The organism is Pseudoxanthomonas indica (assembly GCF_900167565.1).
Classification (GTDB): Bacteria; Pseudomonadota; Gammaproteobacteria; order Xanthomonadales; family Xanthomonadaceae; genus Pseudoxanthomonas_A; species Pseudoxanthomonas_A indica.
Genome location: NZ_FUZV01000001.1, coordinates 257,028 through 275,087 on the forward strand (window position 1 = coordinate 257,028; position 18,060 = coordinate 275,087).

General features: G+C 66.1%; 17 protein-coding genes, 3 tRNA genes and 1 riboswitch. Of the genes, 1 reads left to right on the plus strand and 19 read right to left on the minus strand.

Features of this window, described 5'->3' with window-relative positions:
- Positions 1 to 22: 22 nt before the first annotated feature.
- The 12 genes from B5X78_RS01140 to B5X78_RS01195 all read right to left on the minus strand — a co-directional run bounded on the left by B5X78_RS01140 (position 23) and on the right by B5X78_RS01195 (position 12,329).
- Positions 23 to 562, minus strand: coding sequence for a lipocalin family protein (locus B5X78_RS01140; protein ID WP_079722658.1), 540 nt, complete (start codon positions 560 to 562; stop codon positions 23 to 25).
- Positions 562 to 1,647, minus strand: a complete 1,086-nt coding sequence (locus B5X78_RS01145; RefSeq protein WP_079722659.1) for a cyclopropane-fatty-acyl-phospholipid synthase family protein — start codon at positions 1,645 to 1,647, stop codon at positions 562 to 564. Before B5X78_RS01145 ends, B5X78_RS01140 begins: the two co-directional genes overlap by 1 nt.
- Positions 1,644 to 2,438 (minus strand): DUF1295 domain-containing protein, encoded by a 795-nt coding sequence (locus B5X78_RS01150; RefSeq protein WP_079722660.1) that lies wholly within the window; start codon positions 2,436 to 2,438, stop codon positions 1,644 to 1,646. Before B5X78_RS01150 ends, B5X78_RS01145 begins: the two co-directional genes overlap by 4 nt.
- Positions 2,435 to 3,697, minus strand: a complete 1,263-nt coding sequence (locus B5X78_RS01155) for an SAM-dependent methyltransferase (protein ID WP_079722661.1) — start codon at positions 3,695 to 3,697, stop codon at positions 2,435 to 2,437. Before B5X78_RS01155 ends, B5X78_RS01150 begins: the two co-directional genes overlap by 4 nt.
- Positions 3,694 to 4,461, minus strand: coding sequence for a DUF1365 domain-containing protein (locus tag B5X78_RS01160; RefSeq protein ID WP_079722662.1), 768 nt, complete (start codon positions 4,459 to 4,461; stop codon positions 3,694 to 3,696). Before B5X78_RS01160 ends, B5X78_RS01155 begins: the two co-directional genes overlap by 4 nt.
- On the minus strand, positions 4,458 to 5,756 hold the full coding sequence (locus B5X78_RS01165; protein ID WP_079722663.1) for an NAD(P)/FAD-dependent oxidoreductase: 1,299 nt from the start codon (positions 5,754 to 5,756) through the stop codon (positions 4,458 to 4,460). The genes B5X78_RS01160 and B5X78_RS01165 overlap by 4 nt, the downstream gene beginning before the upstream one ends.
- Positions 5,753 to 6,709 (minus strand): acyl-CoA desaturase, encoded by a 957-nt coding sequence (locus tag B5X78_RS01170; RefSeq protein ID WP_079722664.1) that lies wholly within the window; start codon positions 6,707 to 6,709, stop codon positions 5,753 to 5,755. The genes B5X78_RS01165 and B5X78_RS01170 overlap by 4 nt, the downstream gene beginning before the upstream one ends.
- 57 nt (positions 6,710 to 6,766) lie before the next feature.
- Positions 6,767 to 7,450, minus strand: coding sequence for a ChrR family anti-sigma-E factor (locus B5X78_RS01175; protein WP_079722665.1), 684 nt, complete (start codon positions 7,448 to 7,450; stop codon positions 6,767 to 6,769).
- Entirely contained in the window at positions 7,447 to 8,070 is a 624-nt protein-coding gene (locus B5X78_RS01180; protein WP_079722666.1) for a sigma-70 family RNA polymerase sigma factor, read from the minus strand. The genes B5X78_RS01175 and B5X78_RS01180 overlap by 4 nt, the downstream gene beginning before the upstream one ends.
- An 80-nt stretch (positions 8,071 to 8,150) precedes the next feature.
- Positions 8,151 to 8,603 (minus strand): putative signal transducing protein, encoded by a 453-nt coding sequence (locus B5X78_RS01185; RefSeq protein WP_176140749.1) that lies wholly within the window; start codon positions 8,601 to 8,603, stop codon positions 8,151 to 8,153.
- 47 nt (positions 8,604 to 8,650) lie between these two features.
- A complete protein-coding gene (gene metE / locus B5X78_RS01190; RefSeq protein WP_079722668.1) occupies positions 8,651 to 10,933 on the minus strand; it encodes a 5-methyltetrahydropteroyltriglutamate--homocysteine S-methyltransferase in 2,283 nt (760 codons plus the stop codon).
- Between the two features lie 202 nt (positions 10,934 to 11,135).
- A riboswitch (cobalamin riboswitch) is annotated at positions 11,136 to 11,372 on the minus strand.
- Positions 11,373 to 11,393: 21 nt separating this feature from the next.
- A complete protein-coding gene (locus B5X78_RS01195; RefSeq protein ID WP_079722669.1) occupies positions 11,394 to 12,329 on the minus strand; it encodes an SOS response-associated peptidase family protein in 936 nt (311 codons plus the stop codon).
- A gap of 117 nt (positions 12,330 to 12,446) precedes the next feature.
- Here B5X78_RS01195 and B5X78_RS01200 point away from each other — a divergent pair, with 117 nt between their 5' ends.
- A complete protein-coding gene (locus B5X78_RS01200; protein ID WP_079724370.1) occupies positions 12,447 to 13,064 on the plus strand; it encodes a DNA-3-methyladenine glycosylase in 618 nt (205 codons plus the stop codon).
- A 12-nt stretch (positions 13,065 to 13,076) separates the two neighbouring features.
- Here the strand turns inward: B5X78_RS01200 and B5X78_RS01205 are convergent, their stop codons facing one another.
- The 7 genes from B5X78_RS01205 to B5X78_RS01235 all read right to left on the minus strand — a co-directional run bounded on the left by B5X78_RS01205 (position 13,077) and on the right by B5X78_RS01235 (position 18,057).
- Positions 13,077 to 13,520 carry an EF-hand domain-containing protein gene (locus tag B5X78_RS01205; protein ID WP_079722670.1) on the minus strand — a complete coding sequence of 148 codons (444 nt, stop codon included), beginning with the start codon at positions 13,518 to 13,520 and terminating at the stop codon, positions 13,077 to 13,079.
- Positions 13,521 to 13,702: 182 nt separating this feature from the next.
- Positions 13,703 to 13,789, minus strand: a tRNA-Leu gene (locus tag B5X78_RS01210).
- A gap of 96 nt (positions 13,790 to 13,885) precedes the next feature.
- Positions 13,886 to 13,959: transfer RNA gene (locus tag B5X78_RS01215), tRNA-Cys, on the minus strand.
- 90 nt (positions 13,960 to 14,049) lie between these two features.
- Positions 14,050 to 14,125 (minus strand) — tRNA-Gly (locus tag B5X78_RS01220).
- Complete coding sequence (gene pgsA, locus B5X78_RS01225) at positions 14,116 to 14,763, minus strand: CDP-diacylglycerol--glycerol-3-phosphate 3-phosphatidyltransferase (RefSeq protein WP_079722671.1); 648 nt, start codon at positions 14,761 to 14,763, stop codon at positions 14,116 to 14,118. The genes B5X78_RS01220 and pgsA overlap by 10 nt, the downstream gene beginning before the upstream one ends.
- Positions 14,764 to 14,770: 7 nt before the next feature.
- Entirely contained in the window at positions 14,771 to 16,633 is a 1,863-nt protein-coding gene (gene uvrC / locus B5X78_RS01230; RefSeq protein WP_079722672.1) for an excinuclease ABC subunit UvrC, read from the minus strand.
- Positions 16,630 to 18,057: a redoxin domain-containing protein gene (locus tag B5X78_RS01235; protein WP_079722673.1), complete on the minus strand. Its 1,428-nt coding sequence runs from the start codon at positions 18,055 to 18,057 to the stop codon at positions 16,630 to 16,632. Before B5X78_RS01235 ends, uvrC begins: the two co-directional genes overlap by 4 nt.
- Between the last annotated feature and the right edge of the window lie 3 nt (positions 18,058 to 18,060).

The following is an 18,060-nucleotide window of genomic DNA, read 5'->3' on the forward strand; positions in this document are numbered from 1 at the left end:
TCAGGTGGAGCGCGCGAGGCGCTCACTTGCTCGCGTTCGCCCCCTGCGGCACCCGCCGGATCTGGCTGACGTCATAGCCCAGCGCGCGAATCTTGCTCAGACCGGCCTGGTAGTCGGCCTCGGAAATCTGTGGCGTGCGCGCCATCAGCCAGACGTAGTCGCGCTTGCTGCGGCCGACGATGGTGCGCTGGTAGTCCGGATCCAGATCGACGATCACGTACTCGGCCTGGATCGGCCAGACGAACTGCATGTCCCAGATCGCGCCGTTACCGTAGTCGCGCACGGTGCCGACCGGGTGCAGGGTTTCCAGCGGCGCGTCGAAGCTGCCGTCGCGGTAGCGGAACGTGGTCTGGATGCGCCCGTCCTTGCGCAGCGCGTAGGACTCCAGCGCGTCATAGGCGTTTTTTTCCTTGGCGGTGGGGATATGCGCGATGACGTACCAGTCACCCATGAAGCGCGGCACATCGACCCGGGGCACCGGCGGGATACGCGGTGGCTGGCTGGAGCAACCCAGCACCGCCGCACACAGGGACAGCACGCTCAATCGCAGACGTCGCCACATCAGTCTTCTCCCTTGCGCGGTTCAAACAGGTAGTGGGCCACCATCCATTGCTGGCCGTAGTCCAGGCCGAACAGTTCGGCGCAGGCCATCCAGAACATCCGCCAGCGCTGTTGCCAGATCGGCGCGGCATCGCCGTAGCAACGCTGCAGGATTGCGGCCACTTCAGGTGCGTGCCGGTCCTGGTTGTGCAGCCAGTGGTTGGCGGTGCGCTGGTAGTGGCGGCCATCGATCAGCCAGCGCTGGCGCAGCGCCAGGTGGTGCTGGAAGAACAGCAGCGTGTCGGCCGAGGGCATCTGCCCGCCGGTGAAGAAGTGCCGGCCCATCCAGTTGTCCTCGCCCTGGGTTTCGAACGGATACAGGAACTGGCGGTGGACGAAGATATGCACGAACAGCTTGCCGTCCGGCCGCAGCCAGTGACCGATCCGTTGCAGCAGCTGCCGGTAGTTGCGCAGGTGCTCGAACACCTCCACCGACACGCAGCGATCGTAGGCGCCCTGCTGCAACTGCAGTTCGTTGACGTCGGTGGTGATCACCCGCACGTTGGCCAGGCCGCGCGCCCTGCACTGCGCCTGGATGTGCTCGCGCTGGCCCACCGAATTGGAGACCGCGGTGATGCGCGCCTGCGGATAGCGCTCGGCCATCCACAGGGTCAGCGAACCCCAGCCGCAGCCCAGCTCCAGGATCTGCTGGCCATCGGCCAGCTGCGCGCGTTGCGCATACAGCTCGAGCATGGCCTGCTCGGCCTGATCGAGGCTTTCATCGCCGCGCGGGTAGTAGCAGCCGCTGTACTTCAGGCGCTTGCCCAGGCACAGCTGGAAGAACGCCGCCGGCACTTCGTAATGCTGGCGGTTGGCCGCGTCCACATGCACGGCGACGGGACTCTGCTCCAGCGCCTGGATGCGCCGGGCCAGCCGCTGCGCCTGCGCCTCCACGCCGCCTTCGCGCTCCTCGCGCAGGCGCTGTCGGCATAGCTGGCGGATGCCCATACGCAGCAAGGGATCCGGCAGCAGGCCACGTTCGGCCAACCCCAGCAACCCGCGTGCGGCATCTTCCTGCGGCTGGGCTGCCTGCATCGTCGTGCTCATGGGTTTTTCTCCGACGACGAGCGCGCGCCATCCTTGGGGAACCAGGGAAACAGCATGGGCGTGACGCGCTGGTACTCGCGGTAGTCCTCACCCCGCGTGCGCAGCGCCTGCTTTTCGGTATGCGGGATGCCGCTGAGCCAGCGCAGGAACACATACATCACCACCGGCCCACTGATCGCCAGCCACCACCGCGGCGAACCCACCGCCAGCAGCAGGTAGCTGAACCAGTGCAGCCACTCGAAGAAATAATTGGGATGTCGCGAGTAGCGCCACAACCCACTGCGACAGGTCTTGCCGTGATGGGCGGGATCACGGCGGAATCGCGCCAGCTGCGCATCGGCCAGCGCCTCGCCACCGACGCTGCCCAGCCACACCAGCACCGCTGCCAACGACCAGACGCTGAATCCGTCGCGCGGGTTCGCCGCCACCGCCACGAACGGCAGCGCGAACAGCACCACCAGCCCGGCCTGCAGCAGGAAGAAGCCGAAGATGCGGCCCTGCCCTCCCCGCCAGTGTTCGCGCAGCTGGCGATAGCGACCATCCTCGGGCTCGCTGCGCACCCGCCGCCACAGGTGCACGGCCAGGCGCAGCCCCCACAGTCCCCCCATCAGCGCCAACAGGATCCTCGGCGTGAGCGCACCTTCGCCACGCCAGGCGATCAGCAGCGCGGCGCAGCCCACACCCAGTGCCCACAGCACATCGACAATACCGATGTTCCGGTGACGCCACTGCCATAGCCACCCTGCCGTCATCATCACCACCGCCAGGCAGGCCACCCCGATCAGGCTCATCGGCTGTCCTCCGGATGTTTCCCGCGTGGCTGCTGTCCCGGACGCGCCATCAGCAGATGCGACACGCCAATCGAGCGCTCGCGGAAGCCGCCTTCGCAGTAGGCCAGGTAGAACTCCCAAAGGCGGATGAAGTCCTCGTCGAAGCCCTGCGCGCGCACCGCCGGCAACTGCTGCAGGAAGCGCTGCCGCCAGGCGTTGAGGGTCAAGGCATAGGATTCGCCAAAGTCCTCCTGCACGATCACGTACAGGTCGCTGTTCCCGGCCCGCGCACGAGAGATGGCCTCCAGCGAGGGAATGAAGCTGCCCGGGAACACATGCCGCTTGATGAAATCCACGCTGTGCAGGGCCTGCTCATAGCGGTGGTCCTCGATGGTGATGGCCTGGATCAACGCAAGCCCGCCGGGCTTGAGCAGCTTCTGCAGTTGCGCGAAGTAGCCCGGCAGGTAATGCGCGCCCACGGCTTCGATCATCTCGATCGAGACCAGCTTGTCGTACTGGCCACGCAGATCCCGGTAGTCCAGCTGCAGCACGCTCACCTGCTCCTGCAGACCCGCCGCGACCATGCGCATCTGCGCCGACTGGTACTGCTCGGCGGAAATGGTGGTAGTGGTCACATGGCAGCCATAGTGGCGGGCGGCGTGTTCGGCGAAGCCACCCCAGCCGCTGCCGATCTCGATCACCCGGTCACCGGGCGCCAGTTGCAGCCAGCGGCAAATCCGATCCAGCTTGCGCCGCGACGCCTGTTCCAGCGACTCCTCGGCATCGGCGAAGATCGCCGACGAGTACATCATGTCCGCCGACAGGAATAGCGCAAAGAACGCATTCCCCAAGTCGTAGTGCGCGGCGATGTTGCGCCGGCTGCCGGTGCGCGAGTTGACCCGGGCCGCATGCCATAGCCGCAGCAGCAGCGCCGCCAGCCGCGCCGGTCCGCGCTCCATGCCGTCGAGCAGATCGCGGTTGCGCACCAGCAACTGCACCAGCGCCACCAAATCGCTGCATTGCCAGGCGCCGTCGATATACGCCTCGCCCGCGCCCACGCTGCCGCCCATGGCCACCTGACGATAGAACACCGGGTCGTCCACCCACAGATCAATCGCCGGTTCGCCGACATCCTGGCCAAGCTCGAACTGGCCGTCGGCGTCGCGCAAGCGCAGTCGCCCGCCTTGCAGGCCGGACAGCTTCGCCAGCAAGCGACGGCGAAGCCAACGTTCCAGTGCGGTCGGCGCGATGCGCGCCACCGAATCGATGCTGGGGATCATGGACGTGGACCCGACAGGTGGGGATGCGCATGCACCGGGTTTCCCTTCCACCACAGTCGCAACGCCTGCCAATGGATGGCGCCGATGATTTGCCAGGTCATCAGCGGATAGGCGGCCAGCACGCTGGCCAGGCCCACGCCGTCGAGCGCGCGGCGACGCAGCCACAGATGCGCATCGAAACTGCGTTGCCCCTCGCGCGATACCTGCATATGCACCTGCAGCTCGTCGGCCGGCAGATTGAAACGCCAGCGGTAGTCGCAGGCCATGGGCAGGAACGGCGAGACGTGGAAGTCCTTGTCGAATTGCCAGCACCAGCTGCGGCCACGCGCCTGCGCGGTGGCCATCGGCAGTACGTAGGCGTGGCGCTCGCCCCAGGGCGTGTTGGTGATCTCGGCGACGATGCAGTCGAGCGTCTGCCCGTCCTGTTCGTAGCAGTAGTAGAAGCTGACCGGGTTGAACGCGTAGCCGCCATAGCGCAGATGGGTCAGCAGGCGAATCGGTCCACGCGGACGTCGGCCCAGCACGCTGGCGACGCGCTGGCGCACCGCTTCGTGCAGGGGCAGCGTCGGATCACCCAGGTAATCGCTGCGGCGGAACTCGGCCAGGTTGCGCCGCCCCACCGACCACAGCCAGCGGTGGTGGAAGACCTGATCGACCTCATCCAGGTCCAGCCACAGCTGCGCCAGCCGGTAGCGGAATTGATGCGCCTGCGGTGCGTGCCGGCGATGGCGTACCCAGCCGGTATAGATGGCGCTGGCGCTCATGCCGGCAACGCCTGCGCAGATGGCGCCGCATTGCCGGCATGTCCGCGGTCATGCCGCTCGCGCATCGCATGCGCCACGCGCTGTGCGCTGCGGATGCCGTCTTCGTGGAAACCCCAACCCCAGTACGCACCGGCAAACCAGGTGCCGCGCCGACCCTGCAATTCCGCCCAACGCGACTGCGCAGCCAGCATGGCGTGGTCGTGCACCGGGTGCGAATACTGCAGCGTGCGCAGGAGGCATTCCGGGCGGACGTCGTGCGTGCGGTTCAAGCTCACGATCAGCGGGCGCACCTCGTGCAGGCCCTGCAACAGGTTCATGCAGTAGCTGACCGTGCAGGCCGCGCCCGGCTCGGCGGGCAGGTAGGCATTCCACGCCGCCCACGCCTTGCGGTTGCGCGGCAGCAAACGCTCGTCGGTATGCAGCACCACCTCGTTGTGCTGGTAGCGCATCGCCCCCAGCACCTCGCGTTCCAGCGGGGCGGCGTCCTGCAGCAGGGCCAGCGCTTGATCGCTGTGGCAAGCCATCACCACGTCATCGAAGCGCTCCACGCCCAGCGGCGATTCAATCCATACACGCCCCGCTTCGCGACGCACCTCAGTGACACCACAGTTCACCCGTTCGTCCACCTGCCAGCGCGCCCGCAGCGCGTCCACGTAGCGGGCCGAGCCCCCCTGCACCACCCGCCAGGGTGTGCGCCCGCTTATCTGCAGCATCTGGTGGTTGGCCATGAACCGGACCAGATAGCGCACCGGAAACGCCAGCACTTCCGTACTCGGCGATGACCACAGCGCAGACGCCATCGGTAGCAGGTGCTGCTCAATGAAGGCCTGGCCGTAGCGACCCTCACGCAGATACTCGCCCAGCGTCGGCCCGCCCCCCGGCTGATCCAACACGGCCGGCGCCTGCCGGTAGAAGCGGCGCAGGTCGCGCAACAGGCCCCAGAAGCGTGGAGACAGCAGGTTGCGACGCTGGCAGAACAGGCCCGCCAGCGAGCCGGCGTTGTATTCCAACCCGGTGCGCGCGTCCTGCACGGAAAAACTCATGGTGGTCGGCTGGCTGGCCACGCCCAGCTCGGCGAACAGCGCGCTCAACACCGGGTAGTGCTGTGGGTTGAACACGATGAAGCCGGTGTCCACGGCAATCCGTTGGCCATCCAGTTCGATATCGTGGGTGTGCGTATGCCCGCCCAGGTGCGCGTCGCGTTCGAACAACGTCACCGCGTGCTGGCGCGACAACCACCAGGCACTGGCCAGTCCGGCGATGCCCGAACCCACCACCGCGATGCGCCGCCTCACGTGGCAGCCCCGCGACGCGCCTTGGCCATCACCCAGGCCGGCACCGGCTTCAGCCCGGACACCAGTCCCAACCAGGCCATCAGGCGCAGGCCATACCAGGTGAGGTCCACTTCCCACCAGTAGAAGCCCTGGCGCGCGCTTCCCGGGAAGTAGTGATGGTTGTTGTGCCAGCCCTCGCCAAAGGTCAGCAGCGCCAGCCACAGGTTGTTGCGGCTGTCATCGCGGGTGGCGAAACGGCGGCGGCCATAACGATGCGCCAACGAGTTGATGGTGACTGTGGCATGGAACAGCAGCACGGTGGAGATGAAGAACCCCCACACCAGCAACTGCCCGCCGCTGGTGTGCAGTTGCGGCGCGGCCTCTTCAAGCCAGGCGCCGAGTGAATAAAGCGCGGCGGCGAGTGCGATCGGCACCAGCACGTCGTAGCGATCCAGCCAGCGCAGTTCGCGGTAGCCCGCCAGATCCGGAATGCGCGCCCAATGGGTCGGGAATCCGCCGCGGGTCAGGAACCAGCCCATGTGGCTGCGCCAGAAGCCCTTCTGTCCCGGCGAATGCGGGTCGTCCGGTGTATCGGCATGGCGATGGTGGTGGCGATGGTGCGCCGCCCACCACAACGGGCCGCGCTGCACCGATGACGCACCGAGCACCGCGAACACGAACTGCAAGGCGCGCGAGGTCTGGAAAGTGCGGTGGGAAAAGTAGCGGTGATAGAAGGCGGTGATCGCGAACATCCGCAGCACGTACAACGCCGCCGCTACTCCCACCGCGAACCAGGACACGCCGACCCAGAACACCGCCAGACAGGCCAGATGCATGCCGGCGAAAGGTACGACCCGGAGCCAGTCAATGCGCGCGTCGTCGAGCGCTTCGGCAGGCTCCGGCGCGGCGGTGTCGAACCAGCGACGCAGGCTCATCCACCGCTTGTGCCGCATTGCCGACGCCTGCACCGTCATGGCCTGCTCCCGTTGCTTTCAACTGCATACGGGCAAGCGCGCGATTTGGATGCAGGCTCAGAGGCCGATCAGTGGCTGCAGTTTGCGCGCCAACCAGCCGGGGAAGCGAAGTGGCGCATCCAGCGCCGACACGCAGATGCACGCCACGCCGGGCACGGTGACGGGTTGGTGCTCGACTTCGCTGTCCAGATCCGCCACATCGCCCACCGCAAACCGGCCCAGCGCATCGGTGTAGGCGCCTTTCAGGATCTGGGTCAGCTCGCTGCCGCCGTGGCTGTGGATGGGCATGCTCTTGCCGGCGGCGATCTTGAGCAGGATCAGCTGGCCCTGCTGCAGGCCCTGCGCGCGGATCATGTGCATCCCCGGCCCCATCCAGCGCCAACGCAAGGCGCTGTAGGTCTCGCCGAAGTACGCATGCAAGGACACCGGCAGACGATCCGGATCCGCCTCGCGCGGGCCGTCGATGGCGTTGCGGAAGGGGCTGGCCGGCGGCGCGACCGGTGCTTCATCCAGTTGCGCGAGGATGTCCTGACGCAATGACTCGCGGCGAGCATGCGAGGCATGCCCCGGCTGTTGCTGCTCCAACAGCAAACCACCCAGCCGTTCGCCCTTCCGCACCTGCTGGCGGCACTGCGCACAGACTTCCAGATGGCTGGCCGCCACTGCCGCCAGCGCCGGCGACAGCGTGCCCGCGGCAAAGGCGACCACCGTGGCGCTGTCCAGGTGATGGCGCGGCGTCATGGGCTGTCTCCGATGGCGTGCTGCAGGCGTTGGAAGGCACGACGCAGATGCGATTTGACGGTTCCCAACGGGAGACCCAACTCGTCGGCGATTTCCTGGTGGCTCTTGGCTTCGAAGTAGGACATGCGGATCAACCGGGCCTGCACGGCCGAGAGTGCGTCGACGCGACGCGACAACTGGACCTGCTCGGCGTAGTCCTCGGCCGAACTGGCCTGCGGCGCCTGCTCGTCCGGCAGGGTTTCGATGGCCTCCTGGATCCGGATCCAACCCGGCTCATGCCGAACCCGATCGATATGCAGATTGCGCGCGATCCGGAACAGCCAGGTGCACAGGCCGCTGCGCCCGGCATCGTACTGGCCGGCGCGCTGCCACAACCGCAGCAGCGCCTCCTGCGCCAACTCCTCGGCCACGCTTTCCGCCACGCCCAGGCCGCGCAGATACAGACACACCCGGGGCATGAAGTGATCGTAGATGCGCAGGAAACTCTCACGCGAACGCTGCCCGGAGACGGCCGCCATCTCGGCAGTCCAATCCTGCAATTCCCGCGCTGGCGTGGTCGTGTTCACGGTGCGGAGCGCCTCGAAAGGCGAAGGAGGTCCCTGGCTGTCGCGCGAGCTCATCGTAGCGCAGTGATCCGTAGCGTCCTGTCGGCGTCACAGACACATACGCCGCAGGGCGGCATTTGGATGCAGGCCTGGCCTCAGGTCGGCTGACGCACTTGACCAGCGGCCTCGATATCGGAGAACCGCCAGCGCATCTGGCAAGCCAGGCAACGATAGTTCGACGCCTGGGTCGGAAACGGCACCGACACCGCCAGGCAACTGGCCAGCAGCAAGGCCCGCTGGCCCAGCGGCACGGTTTTCTCAAGGCGCTCGCCGCCGCAAGCCGGGCAGCGTTCTGCGGCACTGGGATCCTCTGCAATCAGATCCTGCTCAAGCTCACCTGCGTGGTAAGCACGCACGACCTCGGCCGCCGCCTCCGCAAACGCCTCGGGCACCTGCAGCCGCGCGCCTCCCAGGGCGCCGGCCAAGGCCCAGTTGGCCATCATGTGCTGGTCATCGGCGACGGAGGCGGGAATACCGTCGGCTTGCAGGCGCGCGCAGAGAATCTGCGCCTCGGATGGATTGAAGTAGCGAGCAATCGTGGTGAGCACAGTTTCCCTACCCTGCCGTCCTGTCGAGACGGCAGGGTAATGCGAAATCAGGCATGCACCAAGCGCATCGCCTTGGCCGCTTCCACCATTTCCCGCAGCGCGGCCGTGGTCTCCGCCCAACCGCGCGTCTTCAAGCCGCAATCCGGATTGACCCAGATCTGCTCCACCGCCAACACCTCGCTGGCCTTGTCCAACAGGCCACGCATCTCGGCGCTGTCAGGCAGTCGCGGCGAGTGGATGTCGTACACCCCGGGACCAATCTGGTACGGATAGCGGAACCGCACGAACGCATCCAGCAATTCCATCCGCGAGCGCGAGGTCTCGATGGAGATGACATCGGCATCCATCGCCGCCACCGCCTCGATGATGTCGTTGAACTCCGAGTAGCACATGTGGGTATGGATCTGGGTGCCCTCGCCCGCCACCCCGGCGGTGATGCGGAAGCATTCCACCGCCCAATCCAGATAGCTCGCCCATTCGGCGCGACGCAGCGGCAGGCCTTCGCGCAGGGCCGGCTCGTCGATCTGGATGACGGCTATGCCGGCCGCTTCCAGATCGCGCACTTCCTCGCGCAGAGCCAGCGAGATCTGACGGCAGGTATCGGCACGGGATTGATCATCGCGAACAAACGACCACTGCAGCACCGTCACCGGGCCGGTCAGCATGCCTTTCATCGGCCGCGTGGTCAGCGACTGCGCGTACCGGGTCCAGGCCACCGTCATCGGCGTCGGGCGCCAGACATCGCCGAAGATGATCGGTGGCTTCACGCAGCGTGAGCCATAGCTCTGCACCCAACCCTGACGGGTGAAGGCGAATCCTTCGAGCTGCTCGCCAAAATACTCGACCATGTCATTGCGCTCGAATTCGCCGTGCACGAGCACGTCGATGTCGAGTTCTTCCTGCACCCGCACGCAGCGCTCGATCTCGCTAGCTAGGTAAGCCTGGTAGTCACCGTCGCTGAGTTTGCCGGCGCGATGGCGGGCGCGGGCTTGGCGGACTTCGTGGGTCTGCGGGAATGAGCCGATGGTGGTGGTGGGGAATGCGGGCAGTTGCAGGCGCTCTTGCTGGCGCGCGCGACGTGTTTCGTAGGGGGCCGGGCGCTGCGACCATTCGGCGGTGAGCGATGCCTGCAGCTCAGCGACTTCCGGGCGATGCACGCGTTGCGAGCGGCGGCGGGCTTCGTGGCGCTCACGGGCCCGGGCGAGTGCGGCGTCAGCGTGTGGTTGGTTGAGCAATGCATCGCCGAGCAGACGCAGTTCCTCCAGCTTCTGCTTGGCGAAGGCCAGCCAACCGCGCAATTCGGCGTCCAGTGCAGTTTCGTCATCGGCATCGACGGGCACATGCAACAGCGAGCAGGACGGCGCCAGCCACAGATTCTCCGCGCCGACATGGCCTTGCGCGTAACGCGCCAGCACCAGTGCGTGGTCCAGGTTGGCGCGCCAGATATTACGGCCGTCGATCAGGCCGGCCGAGAGCACTCGGCCACGTGGCCAACGTTGCAGCAGGGCATCGAGCTGATCCACGCCGCGCACCAGATCCAGATGCAGGCCTTCCACCGGCAAACCGCTGACCAGATCCAGATTGTCGCCGACGCTGCCGAAGTAGCTGGCCAGCAGCAGCTTGGGCCGTGGCTGCTGCGCGAGCACGGCGTAGGCGTGCTGCCAGGCGGCTTGCAGGCGCGGATCGGCATCCAGCACCAGGCAGGGTTCGTCGACCTGCACCCAATCGGCGCCGGCTTGGTGCAGGCGGCTCAGCAGCTCGGCGTAGACCGGCAGCAGGCGATCCAGTAGTTCAAGCCGGTCGCTGCCATCCACCGACTTGGACAGCCACAAGAAGCTCACCGGCCCCAGCAGCACTGGCTGCGCGTGATGACCGGCCGCCTTGGCTTCCAGGAACTCGGCCAGCGGCTTGTCGCCGCGCAGGCGGAACTGCTGGGCGGCGTGCAGTTCCGGCACCAGATAGTGGTAGTTGGTGTCGAACCACTTGGTCATTTCCAGCGCACGCAGATCCACGCCATCTTTCTGGTGGCCGCGAGCGAGGGCGAAGTAGCCGGCGAGCGGATCGCGATCAGCCAGCGCGCGGTAGTCGTCGGGTATGGCGTCGAACAGGAACGCGGTATCGAGCATTTGGTCGTACAGCGAGAAATCGTTGCAGGGCACGATGTCGATGCCGGCGTCGGCCTGCAGTTGCCAGTGGCGATGGCGAAGTTCGCGAGCGGTGCGCTGCAGGTCTTCGGCACTGGATTCGCCGCGCCAGCAGGTTTCCAGGGCTTGCTTGAGTTCGCGGCGGGCGCCGATGCGCGGGAAGCCGGAATTGCGGGTGGTGCTCATGGACAGATCCTCATTCGTGGTCGGATGAGGAACGAAGGAACCGCATCGACCCACGCGAAGGTCATCCGCGCAGCCACGACGCCAGCGACCTTCGCCCCCTCGGGCGATCCGGTTTCCAGAACGGGGATATGGCGAGGCTGGCTTGCACGCGGCCCGCCAGGCACCGGCCTTCCCCCCTCGGGAATCCAGGTCAGCGGAAGACGCGGGTCTTCCGGCCGAGGCAGGTCTTCGGGCTCATGGACGGGTCCACGCGGATGCGTGGCGGCCTACTGTCCGTCGCTTCCCGGCCTTGCGGGCCAGTGCTGATGACGGAGTTCGTTTCCAAATACCGCTGCGGGGCAGCGCCGGAATAGGACCTGGAAGGTCCGCACCGGCTTCCCTATTAAATCCATCGCTTCATCGGGTTGAAGAGATGGATACCTTCGACGGAGGGGAAGATACGGCGGCGGTTGGGGCGGCGTCAAGCCGCTTCCTGCCACTCGTAATACGGATGTTGGCGGTCATCCAGAATCCGGTACTGCTCGTCCAACTGATCCGGGTCCGGGTGCAACCACGCCTGCACATGTTCGGGCTTGAGGTTGATGATGGTGCGGTCATGGCCGGTGGCGGCCACTTCGGGCTCCGGCTCGTCGGTGATGGCGGCAAAGGACAGCAGATCGGGCTCTTCGCCTCTCGGATCCACGGAGCGATTCCACAGGCACGGCACCAGCATCGGCTCACCCGTGCGCGGAGTGAACTGCAGCACCTGGTTCTTGCCATCGGCGCCCTGCACGTTCTCGTAGAACGTATCAACGATCAGCAGGCCATGCTGATGGCCGAACAGCAGGCTCCAGGACTTGGCCAGCGAATCGCGCCGGGCGTTGTAGGTACCCGGATACTTGCGCTCGATGGTCTCCGTCCAACCCGGAAGCCTGCACTGGTAGCGCATCGGGTAGACCACCAGCTGATCGTTCTCCGCCACCAGCAATGGCGCGTAGTTGCCGGGAAAGAAACGGAAGTCGCGTGCCTGCGTCTCGTGCCGGCGCAGGTCGGCCAGATCGCCGCGCAGCTTTTCCACCTTGCTGCGCGCAATGCGCTGGTCATCCTGCGCCTTCTTGGTGCTCTTGGTTTGCAGGCTGCGCTCGGCATCCGCCAGGCGCTTGGCCTGCTTGAACATCTCCTGCTGCAGCTCCAGCTCGCGCACCTGCCGCTGCGCCTGGATCAGGCTCCAGATATCGCGCTCCTGCGGCGAGTCGGCATCGCGGAACCATTCCTCCATCGCCTTGGGCATCCTGCCCTTGCCCTTCTTCTTGCTGTCGGCCAGCAGCAGCTCGGTGAATTCCTTCAAGCCCATGATGGCGCCGTGCTGGCGCACGAACTTCTTGTAGTGGGCGGTAATTTGGGCGGAGTAGCACATGGCTGGAGGGCATAGTACCCCCGCCGCAAGCGGGGCTACCAGCCGCGCGGCGTTGGCTGTTTCATTCACAAGTCGAGCGTCGTGGACTGGCACTCTGTCACTGACAGCGAGGGCGCGATGACAAGTACACGATGGCCGGGCACAACGCTTCCACGTCGGTTTTTCAGGCGCGATCCGCGCGTGGTTGCACCCGACCTGCTGAACAAGATCATTGCCCGCGATGACGGCCGCGCCGGCCGCATCGTCGAGGTCGAGGCTTATTGCGGTGCCGAGGATCCCGCCGCGCACACATTCCGTGGCCCCACCAAACGCAACGCCACCATGTTCGGCCCCGCCGGGCACCTGTATGTCTACTTCACCTACGGCATGCACTGGTGCGCGAATACCGTCTGCGGCAAAGAAGGCCAGGGCTGGGGCGTGCTGTTGCGGGCCATCGAACCCGTGGCAGGATTGGAGGCCATGCGTGAGGCGCGAGGAAACCCGGCGCGCTTGAAGGACATCGGCAGCGGCCCTGCCCGTCTGGCCCAGGCGATGGGCATCACCGGTGGACAGGATGGCGCCGACTTGATTAAAGGGGATCGCGGATTTCGCGTGCTCGATGACGGGACGCCGCCACCGCTCGATCCCGTCGCCGGGCCCCGCATCGGTATTTCGCAAGCCAAGGATCATCCCTGGCGCTGGTATGTGCGCGGCAACCCGTACGTCAGTGGGTCGAGGCTCGCCAGGAAATCTTGAGGTGCGACTGCCTCACGGCCGCACGCGAACACCATAGCCGGCGCGCATTTCTTCCAGATCCAGATTGCCGTCGGCGTTGCGGTCCAGCCACTTGAAGCGCAGCTCCATGGCATTCCTCAACTCGTCTTCGTTGAGCTGGCCGTCGCGGTCAATATCGGCCGCAATCATCCTGCTGGCCATCGATTTGGTGCCGGGGGCCTGAGGGCCCAGCGCCTGTTCCAGTTCCTGCGGCGAAACCAGACCATCGCGATTGGCATCCGCCACCGCCATCAGCACATCGCTGTCGTACTCGTACTTGCTGAGCAGGCCATCATGGTCGGCGTCCAGCGCCTGGAATCGCTGCTGCGCATCCATTTCGCCCGTCGCACTGGATGTGTCCTGGGTCTGGCACACGCCAGTCGTTGCGATGGCGCTCGCCAGCACTAGCAAGGACGCAATGAAGGAAGATCTGCGCATGGAAGATTCCTCGGATCTCGACGCCCGACGCAGCGGAATTCGCACAAGGAGGCGCCCTGTCGGGGAGTAAGCCCCATTCTCCCCGTGCTGCAGGAGTCAGTCTGACGCTTCGACGGGTGGCGATGCCATCTGAAAAACTACGCAGCCGCCAACCGTATTTCTTCGGTACGCGCGCCGCGTGTTGGTGCCCGGACCCGGAATCGAACCGGGATGGCCTTGCGGCCGGCGGATTTTAAGTCCGATGCGTCTACCTGTTTCGCCATCCGGGCAATGGGTGGGCATAGCGTGCACCAGCCGGCTGCAGATGGAAACCGGGCGACCATAACAAAAGACCCGCTGGCGCGGGTCTCTTGTTCGAATCGATTTGGAGGCCTGGGTCGGAATTGAACCGGCGTACGCGGATTTGCAGTCCGCTGCATAACCACTCTGCCACCAGGCCGATGGCGACTGCGCGAGACTCGCGCAATCCGGGCGCCATTTCAAGCGCCCTACAAAACAAAACCCCGCGAACGGGGTTGTGTTCTGAATATGGAGCGGGAAACGAGACTCGAACTCGCGACCCCGACCTTGGCAAGGTCGTGCTCTACCAACTGAGCTATTCCCGCGGGGTGAAGTTGGAAATTTTATCAGTGTTACGAGAACTGTCAACTGCCTTTTTCTCGTCGGCCCGCAGAATCGGCCAGGCCGCATGCAGGTACTGAAATCCAGACCACAACGTAAGTATAGCGGCAATTGCGAGCAGCCAGTCGCCAAGATGAAAAATCCATTCACCCAGCCAGATGTCGTGACGGTCCAGCGCCCCCGGCGTGGACGCGTACAGCAGGCAGCCCAGCGCCACCATCTGCACGATGGTCTTGACCTTGCCGATGGTGGCCACCTTGACCCGCGCGCGTTGACCCAGTTCGGCCATCCATTCACGCAGGGCGGAGACGGCAATTTCGCGGCCGACAATAACGGCGGCCCAGATGGCCATCCACATGGTGGGGTTGTCCTGGACGATCAGGAACAGCGACACCGCCACCATCAACTTGTCGGCCACCGGGTCCAGGAACGCGCCAAAGGCCGAGTACAGGTGGTAGCGGCGTGCAATCCAGCCGTCCAGCCAATCGGTGACCGCGGCCAGCACGAAGATGAAGGCGGCGGCAAAGTTGGTCCACTTGTAGGGCAGGTAGAACACCACCACCAACACCGGGATCAACACGATCCGCAGCAGTGTCAGCCAGGTGGGGATGGTCAACTTCATTCGCGGTCTACTCACTTCCCGTCACAGGCGCCGGCAACCCGTGCAGGTTAGCGTAGATTCGCTCGGCCAGCGCGGCATTGATGCCTTCCACGCGCGCGATTTCGTCGGCGCCCGCGGCTTTCAAGCCGGCCAGGCCGCCAAAATGCTTGAGCAGACTGGCGCGCCGGCGCGGGCCGATGCCGGCGATATCCTCGAGCTTGCTGGTCATGCGCGCCTTCTGGCGTTTGCCACGGTGGCCGGTGATGGCGAAGCGGTGCGCTTCGTCGCGCACCTGCTGGATCAGTTGCAGCGCCGGTGACGCCGCGCCCGGCCGGACTTCACGCCCATCGGCCAGCACCAGCGTCTCGTGTCCGGCCCGCCGCTCCTCGCCCTTGGCCACACCGACCATCACCACACTGGTGATGCCCAGATCCGCCAGCACCCCGCGCGCCTGCGCCAGCTGCCCGGCGCCACCATCAATCAGCAACACATCCGGCAGCACGCCACCCTCTTCCACCGCGCGACGGAAGCGTCGCTCCAGCGCCTGATGCATGGCCGCGTAGTCGTCACCCGGCTCGATACCGGTGATGTTGAAGCGCCGGTACTGCGAGCGCACCGCGCCGTTGGCGTCGAATACGACGCACGAGGCCACTGTGGCCTCGCCCATCGTGTGGCTGATGTCGAAGCATTCAATCCGCTGCGCCGGCTCGGCAAGGTTCAGCAGTTCCTTCAAGGCCTCGCTGCGCGCGGTCTGCGCGCCGCGGCTGGTGATCTCGGTGACCAGGGCAATCTCGGCATTCCGGCGCGCCAGATCCAGATAGCCGGCGCGCTCGCTGCGCACGTTCCACTTCAGTTGGACCTTGCGGCCGGCCGCGGTGGTGAAGGCGGCCTCCAGCAGCTCGCTGTCGGGAATCTCCCGATCCAGCACGATTTCCTGCGGCGGTATCTGTTCGCCGTAGTACTGCGAGACGAAGGCGCCCAATACTTCCTCGGCGCTCTCTTCGCCATTGGTCTTGGGAAAGAAGGTGCGCGTGCCCAGGTTGCGGCCATCGCGGAACGCCAGCAACAGCACGCAGGCCGTGCTGCCGCGCATCGCGCAGGACAGCACGTCCAGGTCGGCGGCATGGCCATCCACGTATTGGCGTGCCTGCAGGCTGCGCATTGTGCTGATCAGATCGCGCAGGCGCGCGGCTTCCTCGAACTCCAGGCGCTCGCTGGCCACTTCCATCGCCTTGCTCAGTTCGCCGCTCAACTCGTCACTGCGCCCATCCAGGAACAGGCCGGCCTGACGCACCGACTCGCGATAGGCGCCCTCCTCCACCAGCGCCACGCAGGGCGCGCTGCAGCGGCCAATCTGGTACTGGAGGCAGGGCCGCGAGCGATTGCGGAACACGCTGTCTTCGCAGTTGCGGATCTTGAACAGCTTCTGCATCAGGTTGAGCGATTCGCGCACCGCGCCAGCGCTGGGGTACGGGCCGAAGTAACGGCCGGCCTGGCTGCGCGGGCCACGATGGAAGGCGATGCGCGGCCAGGTTTCCTGGGTCAGCAGCACGTAGGGATAGCTCTTGTCGTCGCGCAGCAGCACGTTGTAGCGCGGCAGCAACGATTTGATCAGCTGGTTTTCCAGCAGCAGGGCCTCGGCCTCGGTGCGGGTGACCGTCACGTCCATGCGCGCGATCTGCGCCACCATCGAATGGATGCGCGGGGTCTTGGGGGTGTTGGCGAAATAGCTGGCCACCCGCTTGCGCAGCGCGCCGGCCTTGCCGACATACAGCAGGCTGTCGTCGGCCGCATACATGCGGTAAACGCCAGGCGCCAGGCTCAGGCCGGAAGCGAATGCCTTACCATCGAATCCGGACTCGCCTGCAGCGGGGGTACGGCGACCGCTCATTCGTCGATCGGCACGTGGCTCAGTTCGCCGCTGGCAATGTCATAGCGCAGCACGGCATGGGCATCGGTTTCGGCGATCCACAGCACGCCGCCCTGCAGGGCCAGGCCGGTGGGTCCGTGCAGCGGCCGCGGCAGGGCGACGGTGCTCAGTTCACCGCCACCCAGGCGCAACATGCGCAGGCTGCTGTTGCCGCTGTCGGCAATCCACAACTGCGGCGCGTCGGCACTGACCGCGATGCCCTGCGGATGCTGCAGCTGCGCCGAATCGCGCGGTCCGTCTTCGGCGCCGAAGGACCAGGGGCCCTGCCCCACCAGCGTCTGCACGGTGTCGTTGCGCACCTGCAACGATCGGATGGCCGAGCCCAGCGCGTCACAGACGTACAGCGTCTGGTGCACGGCCGCCAACGCGGTCGGCTGGGCGAAGGCCGCCATGGGCCCGCTGCCGTCGCGCACGTCCAGCTGGCCCGACCCGGCGCGCGAACGCAGCTCGTGCGTGGTCAGGTCGTAGCTCCAGATGCGGTTGTCGCCACCCATGGCGATATGAATCTGGTTGTTGCCGCCCGCCGCCAACGCCAGCGGCGCGTTCAAGGCCACGGATCGCGGCGAAGTGATTATTCCGTCCACGGTTTCGCCGGCGCGGCCGTTGCCGCACAGGGTCACCACCGAGCCGGTCGGCAGATGGATGCGGCGCAAGGCGTGGTTGCCGGTGTCGGCCACGTACAGCGATTCGCGCACGACCGCCAGGCCCTGCGGATTGCGGAACGCCGCCTGCGCGCCTTCCCCGTCGACCAGATCGGCGCCGGCCATGCCGAACTGGCGCAGTACGCGGCCACCATGGTTGCACTCGAGGATGCGGTTGTGGCCGCTGTCGGCCACGAACAGACGATCCGCGGTGGCGGCCAGACCGGTCGGGAACCGCAATGGCAGGCGCGGCTCGGGATGGCTCTCGCGGGTTCCGCGCAGATCGTCATCGGGCGGTGCATTGAGCGCGTCGCACAGACCGGCAACCGCGCGCTCGAGTTCGGCCTGCGACTCCAGGCCGACCAGGCGTTGGCGAATCACGCCTTCGCCGTCAATCAACAACACGGTGGGCCAGCTCTCGATGCCGAAAGCCTGCCAGGTGGCCCAGTTGACGTCGTGCGCAATCGGAAAGCTGATGCCGTGCCGGCGCAGGCGCTTGAGCGAGGTCTGCGGATCGCGCTCGCTGTCGAAGCGCGGCACGTTCACCACCAGCGTCTGCAGACGGCCGACATGGCGCGCCTGCAGCACGGCCAGATCATTCAGGCGTTGGCCGCACCAGGTGGACGCGGCATTGACGAAGGCCAGCGCGACGATGCGGCCGCGTTGCTCGTGCAACGAGCCGGAGGGCGCATTGAGCCAGGGCAGGCCTTGCGGCAGTTCGGGAGCGAGGGTGGCGGCGGTCATGGT

What these genes read in the sequence shown, in the direction of transcription:
- B5X78_RS01175 (WP_079722665.1), bottom strand. Translation starts at nt 7,450, where the DNA reads ATGACGCCGCGCCATCACCTGGACAGCGCCACGGTGGTCGCCTTTGCC.
- B5X78_RS01145 (WP_079722659.1), bottom strand. Translation starts at nt 1,647, where the DNA reads ATGAGCACGACGATGCAGGCAGCCCAGCCGCAGGAAGATGCCGCACGC.
- uvrC (WP_079722672.1), bottom strand. Translation starts at nt 16,633, where the DNA reads ATGAGCGGTCGCCGTACCCCCGCTGCAGGCGAGTCCGGATTCGATGGT.
- B5X78_RS01170 (WP_079722664.1), bottom strand. Translation starts at nt 6,709, where the DNA reads ATGACGGTGCAGGCGTCGGCAATGCGGCACAAGCGGTGGATGAGCCTG.
- B5X78_RS01235 (WP_079722673.1), bottom strand. Translation starts at nt 18,057, where the DNA reads ATGACCGCCGCCACCCTCGCTCCCGAACTGCCGCAAGGCCTGCCCTGG.
- metE (WP_079722668.1), bottom strand. Translation starts at nt 10,933, where the DNA reads ATGAGCACCACCCGCAATTCCGGCTTCCCGCGCATCGGCGCCCGCCGC.
- B5X78_RS01140 (WP_079722658.1), bottom strand. Translation starts at nt 562, where the DNA reads ATGTGGCGACGTCTGCGATTGAGCGTGCTGTCCCTGTGTGCGGCGGTG.
- B5X78_RS01155 (WP_079722661.1), bottom strand. Translation starts at nt 3,697, where the DNA reads ATGATCCCCAGCATCGATTCGGTGGCGCGCATCGCGCCGACCGCACTG.
- pgsA (WP_079722671.1), bottom strand. Translation starts at nt 14,763, where the DNA reads ATGAAGTTGACCATCCCCACCTGGCTGACACTGCTGCGGATCGTGTTG.
- B5X78_RS01180 (WP_079722666.1), bottom strand. Translation starts at nt 8,070, where the DNA reads ATGAGCTCGCGCGACAGCCAGGGACCTCCTTCGCCTTTCGAGGCGCTC.
- B5X78_RS01160 (WP_079722662.1), bottom strand. Translation starts at nt 4,461, where the DNA reads ATGAGCGCCAGCGCCATCTATACCGGCTGGGTACGCCATCGCCGGCAC.
- B5X78_RS01150 (WP_079722660.1), bottom strand. Translation starts at nt 2,438, where the DNA reads ATGAGCCTGATCGGGGTGGCCTGCCTGGCGGTGGTGATGATGACGGCA.
- B5X78_RS01195 (WP_079722669.1), bottom strand. Translation starts at nt 12,329, where the DNA reads ATGTGCTACTCCGCCCAAATTACCGCCCACTACAAGAAGTTCGTGCGC.
- B5X78_RS01200 (WP_079724370.1), top strand. Translation starts at nt 12,447, where the DNA reads ATGACAAGTACACGATGGCCGGGCACAACGCTTCCACGTCGGTTTTTC.
- B5X78_RS01205 (WP_079722670.1), bottom strand. Translation starts at nt 13,520, where the DNA reads ATGCGCAGATCTTCCTTCATTGCGTCCTTGCTAGTGCTGGCGAGCGCC.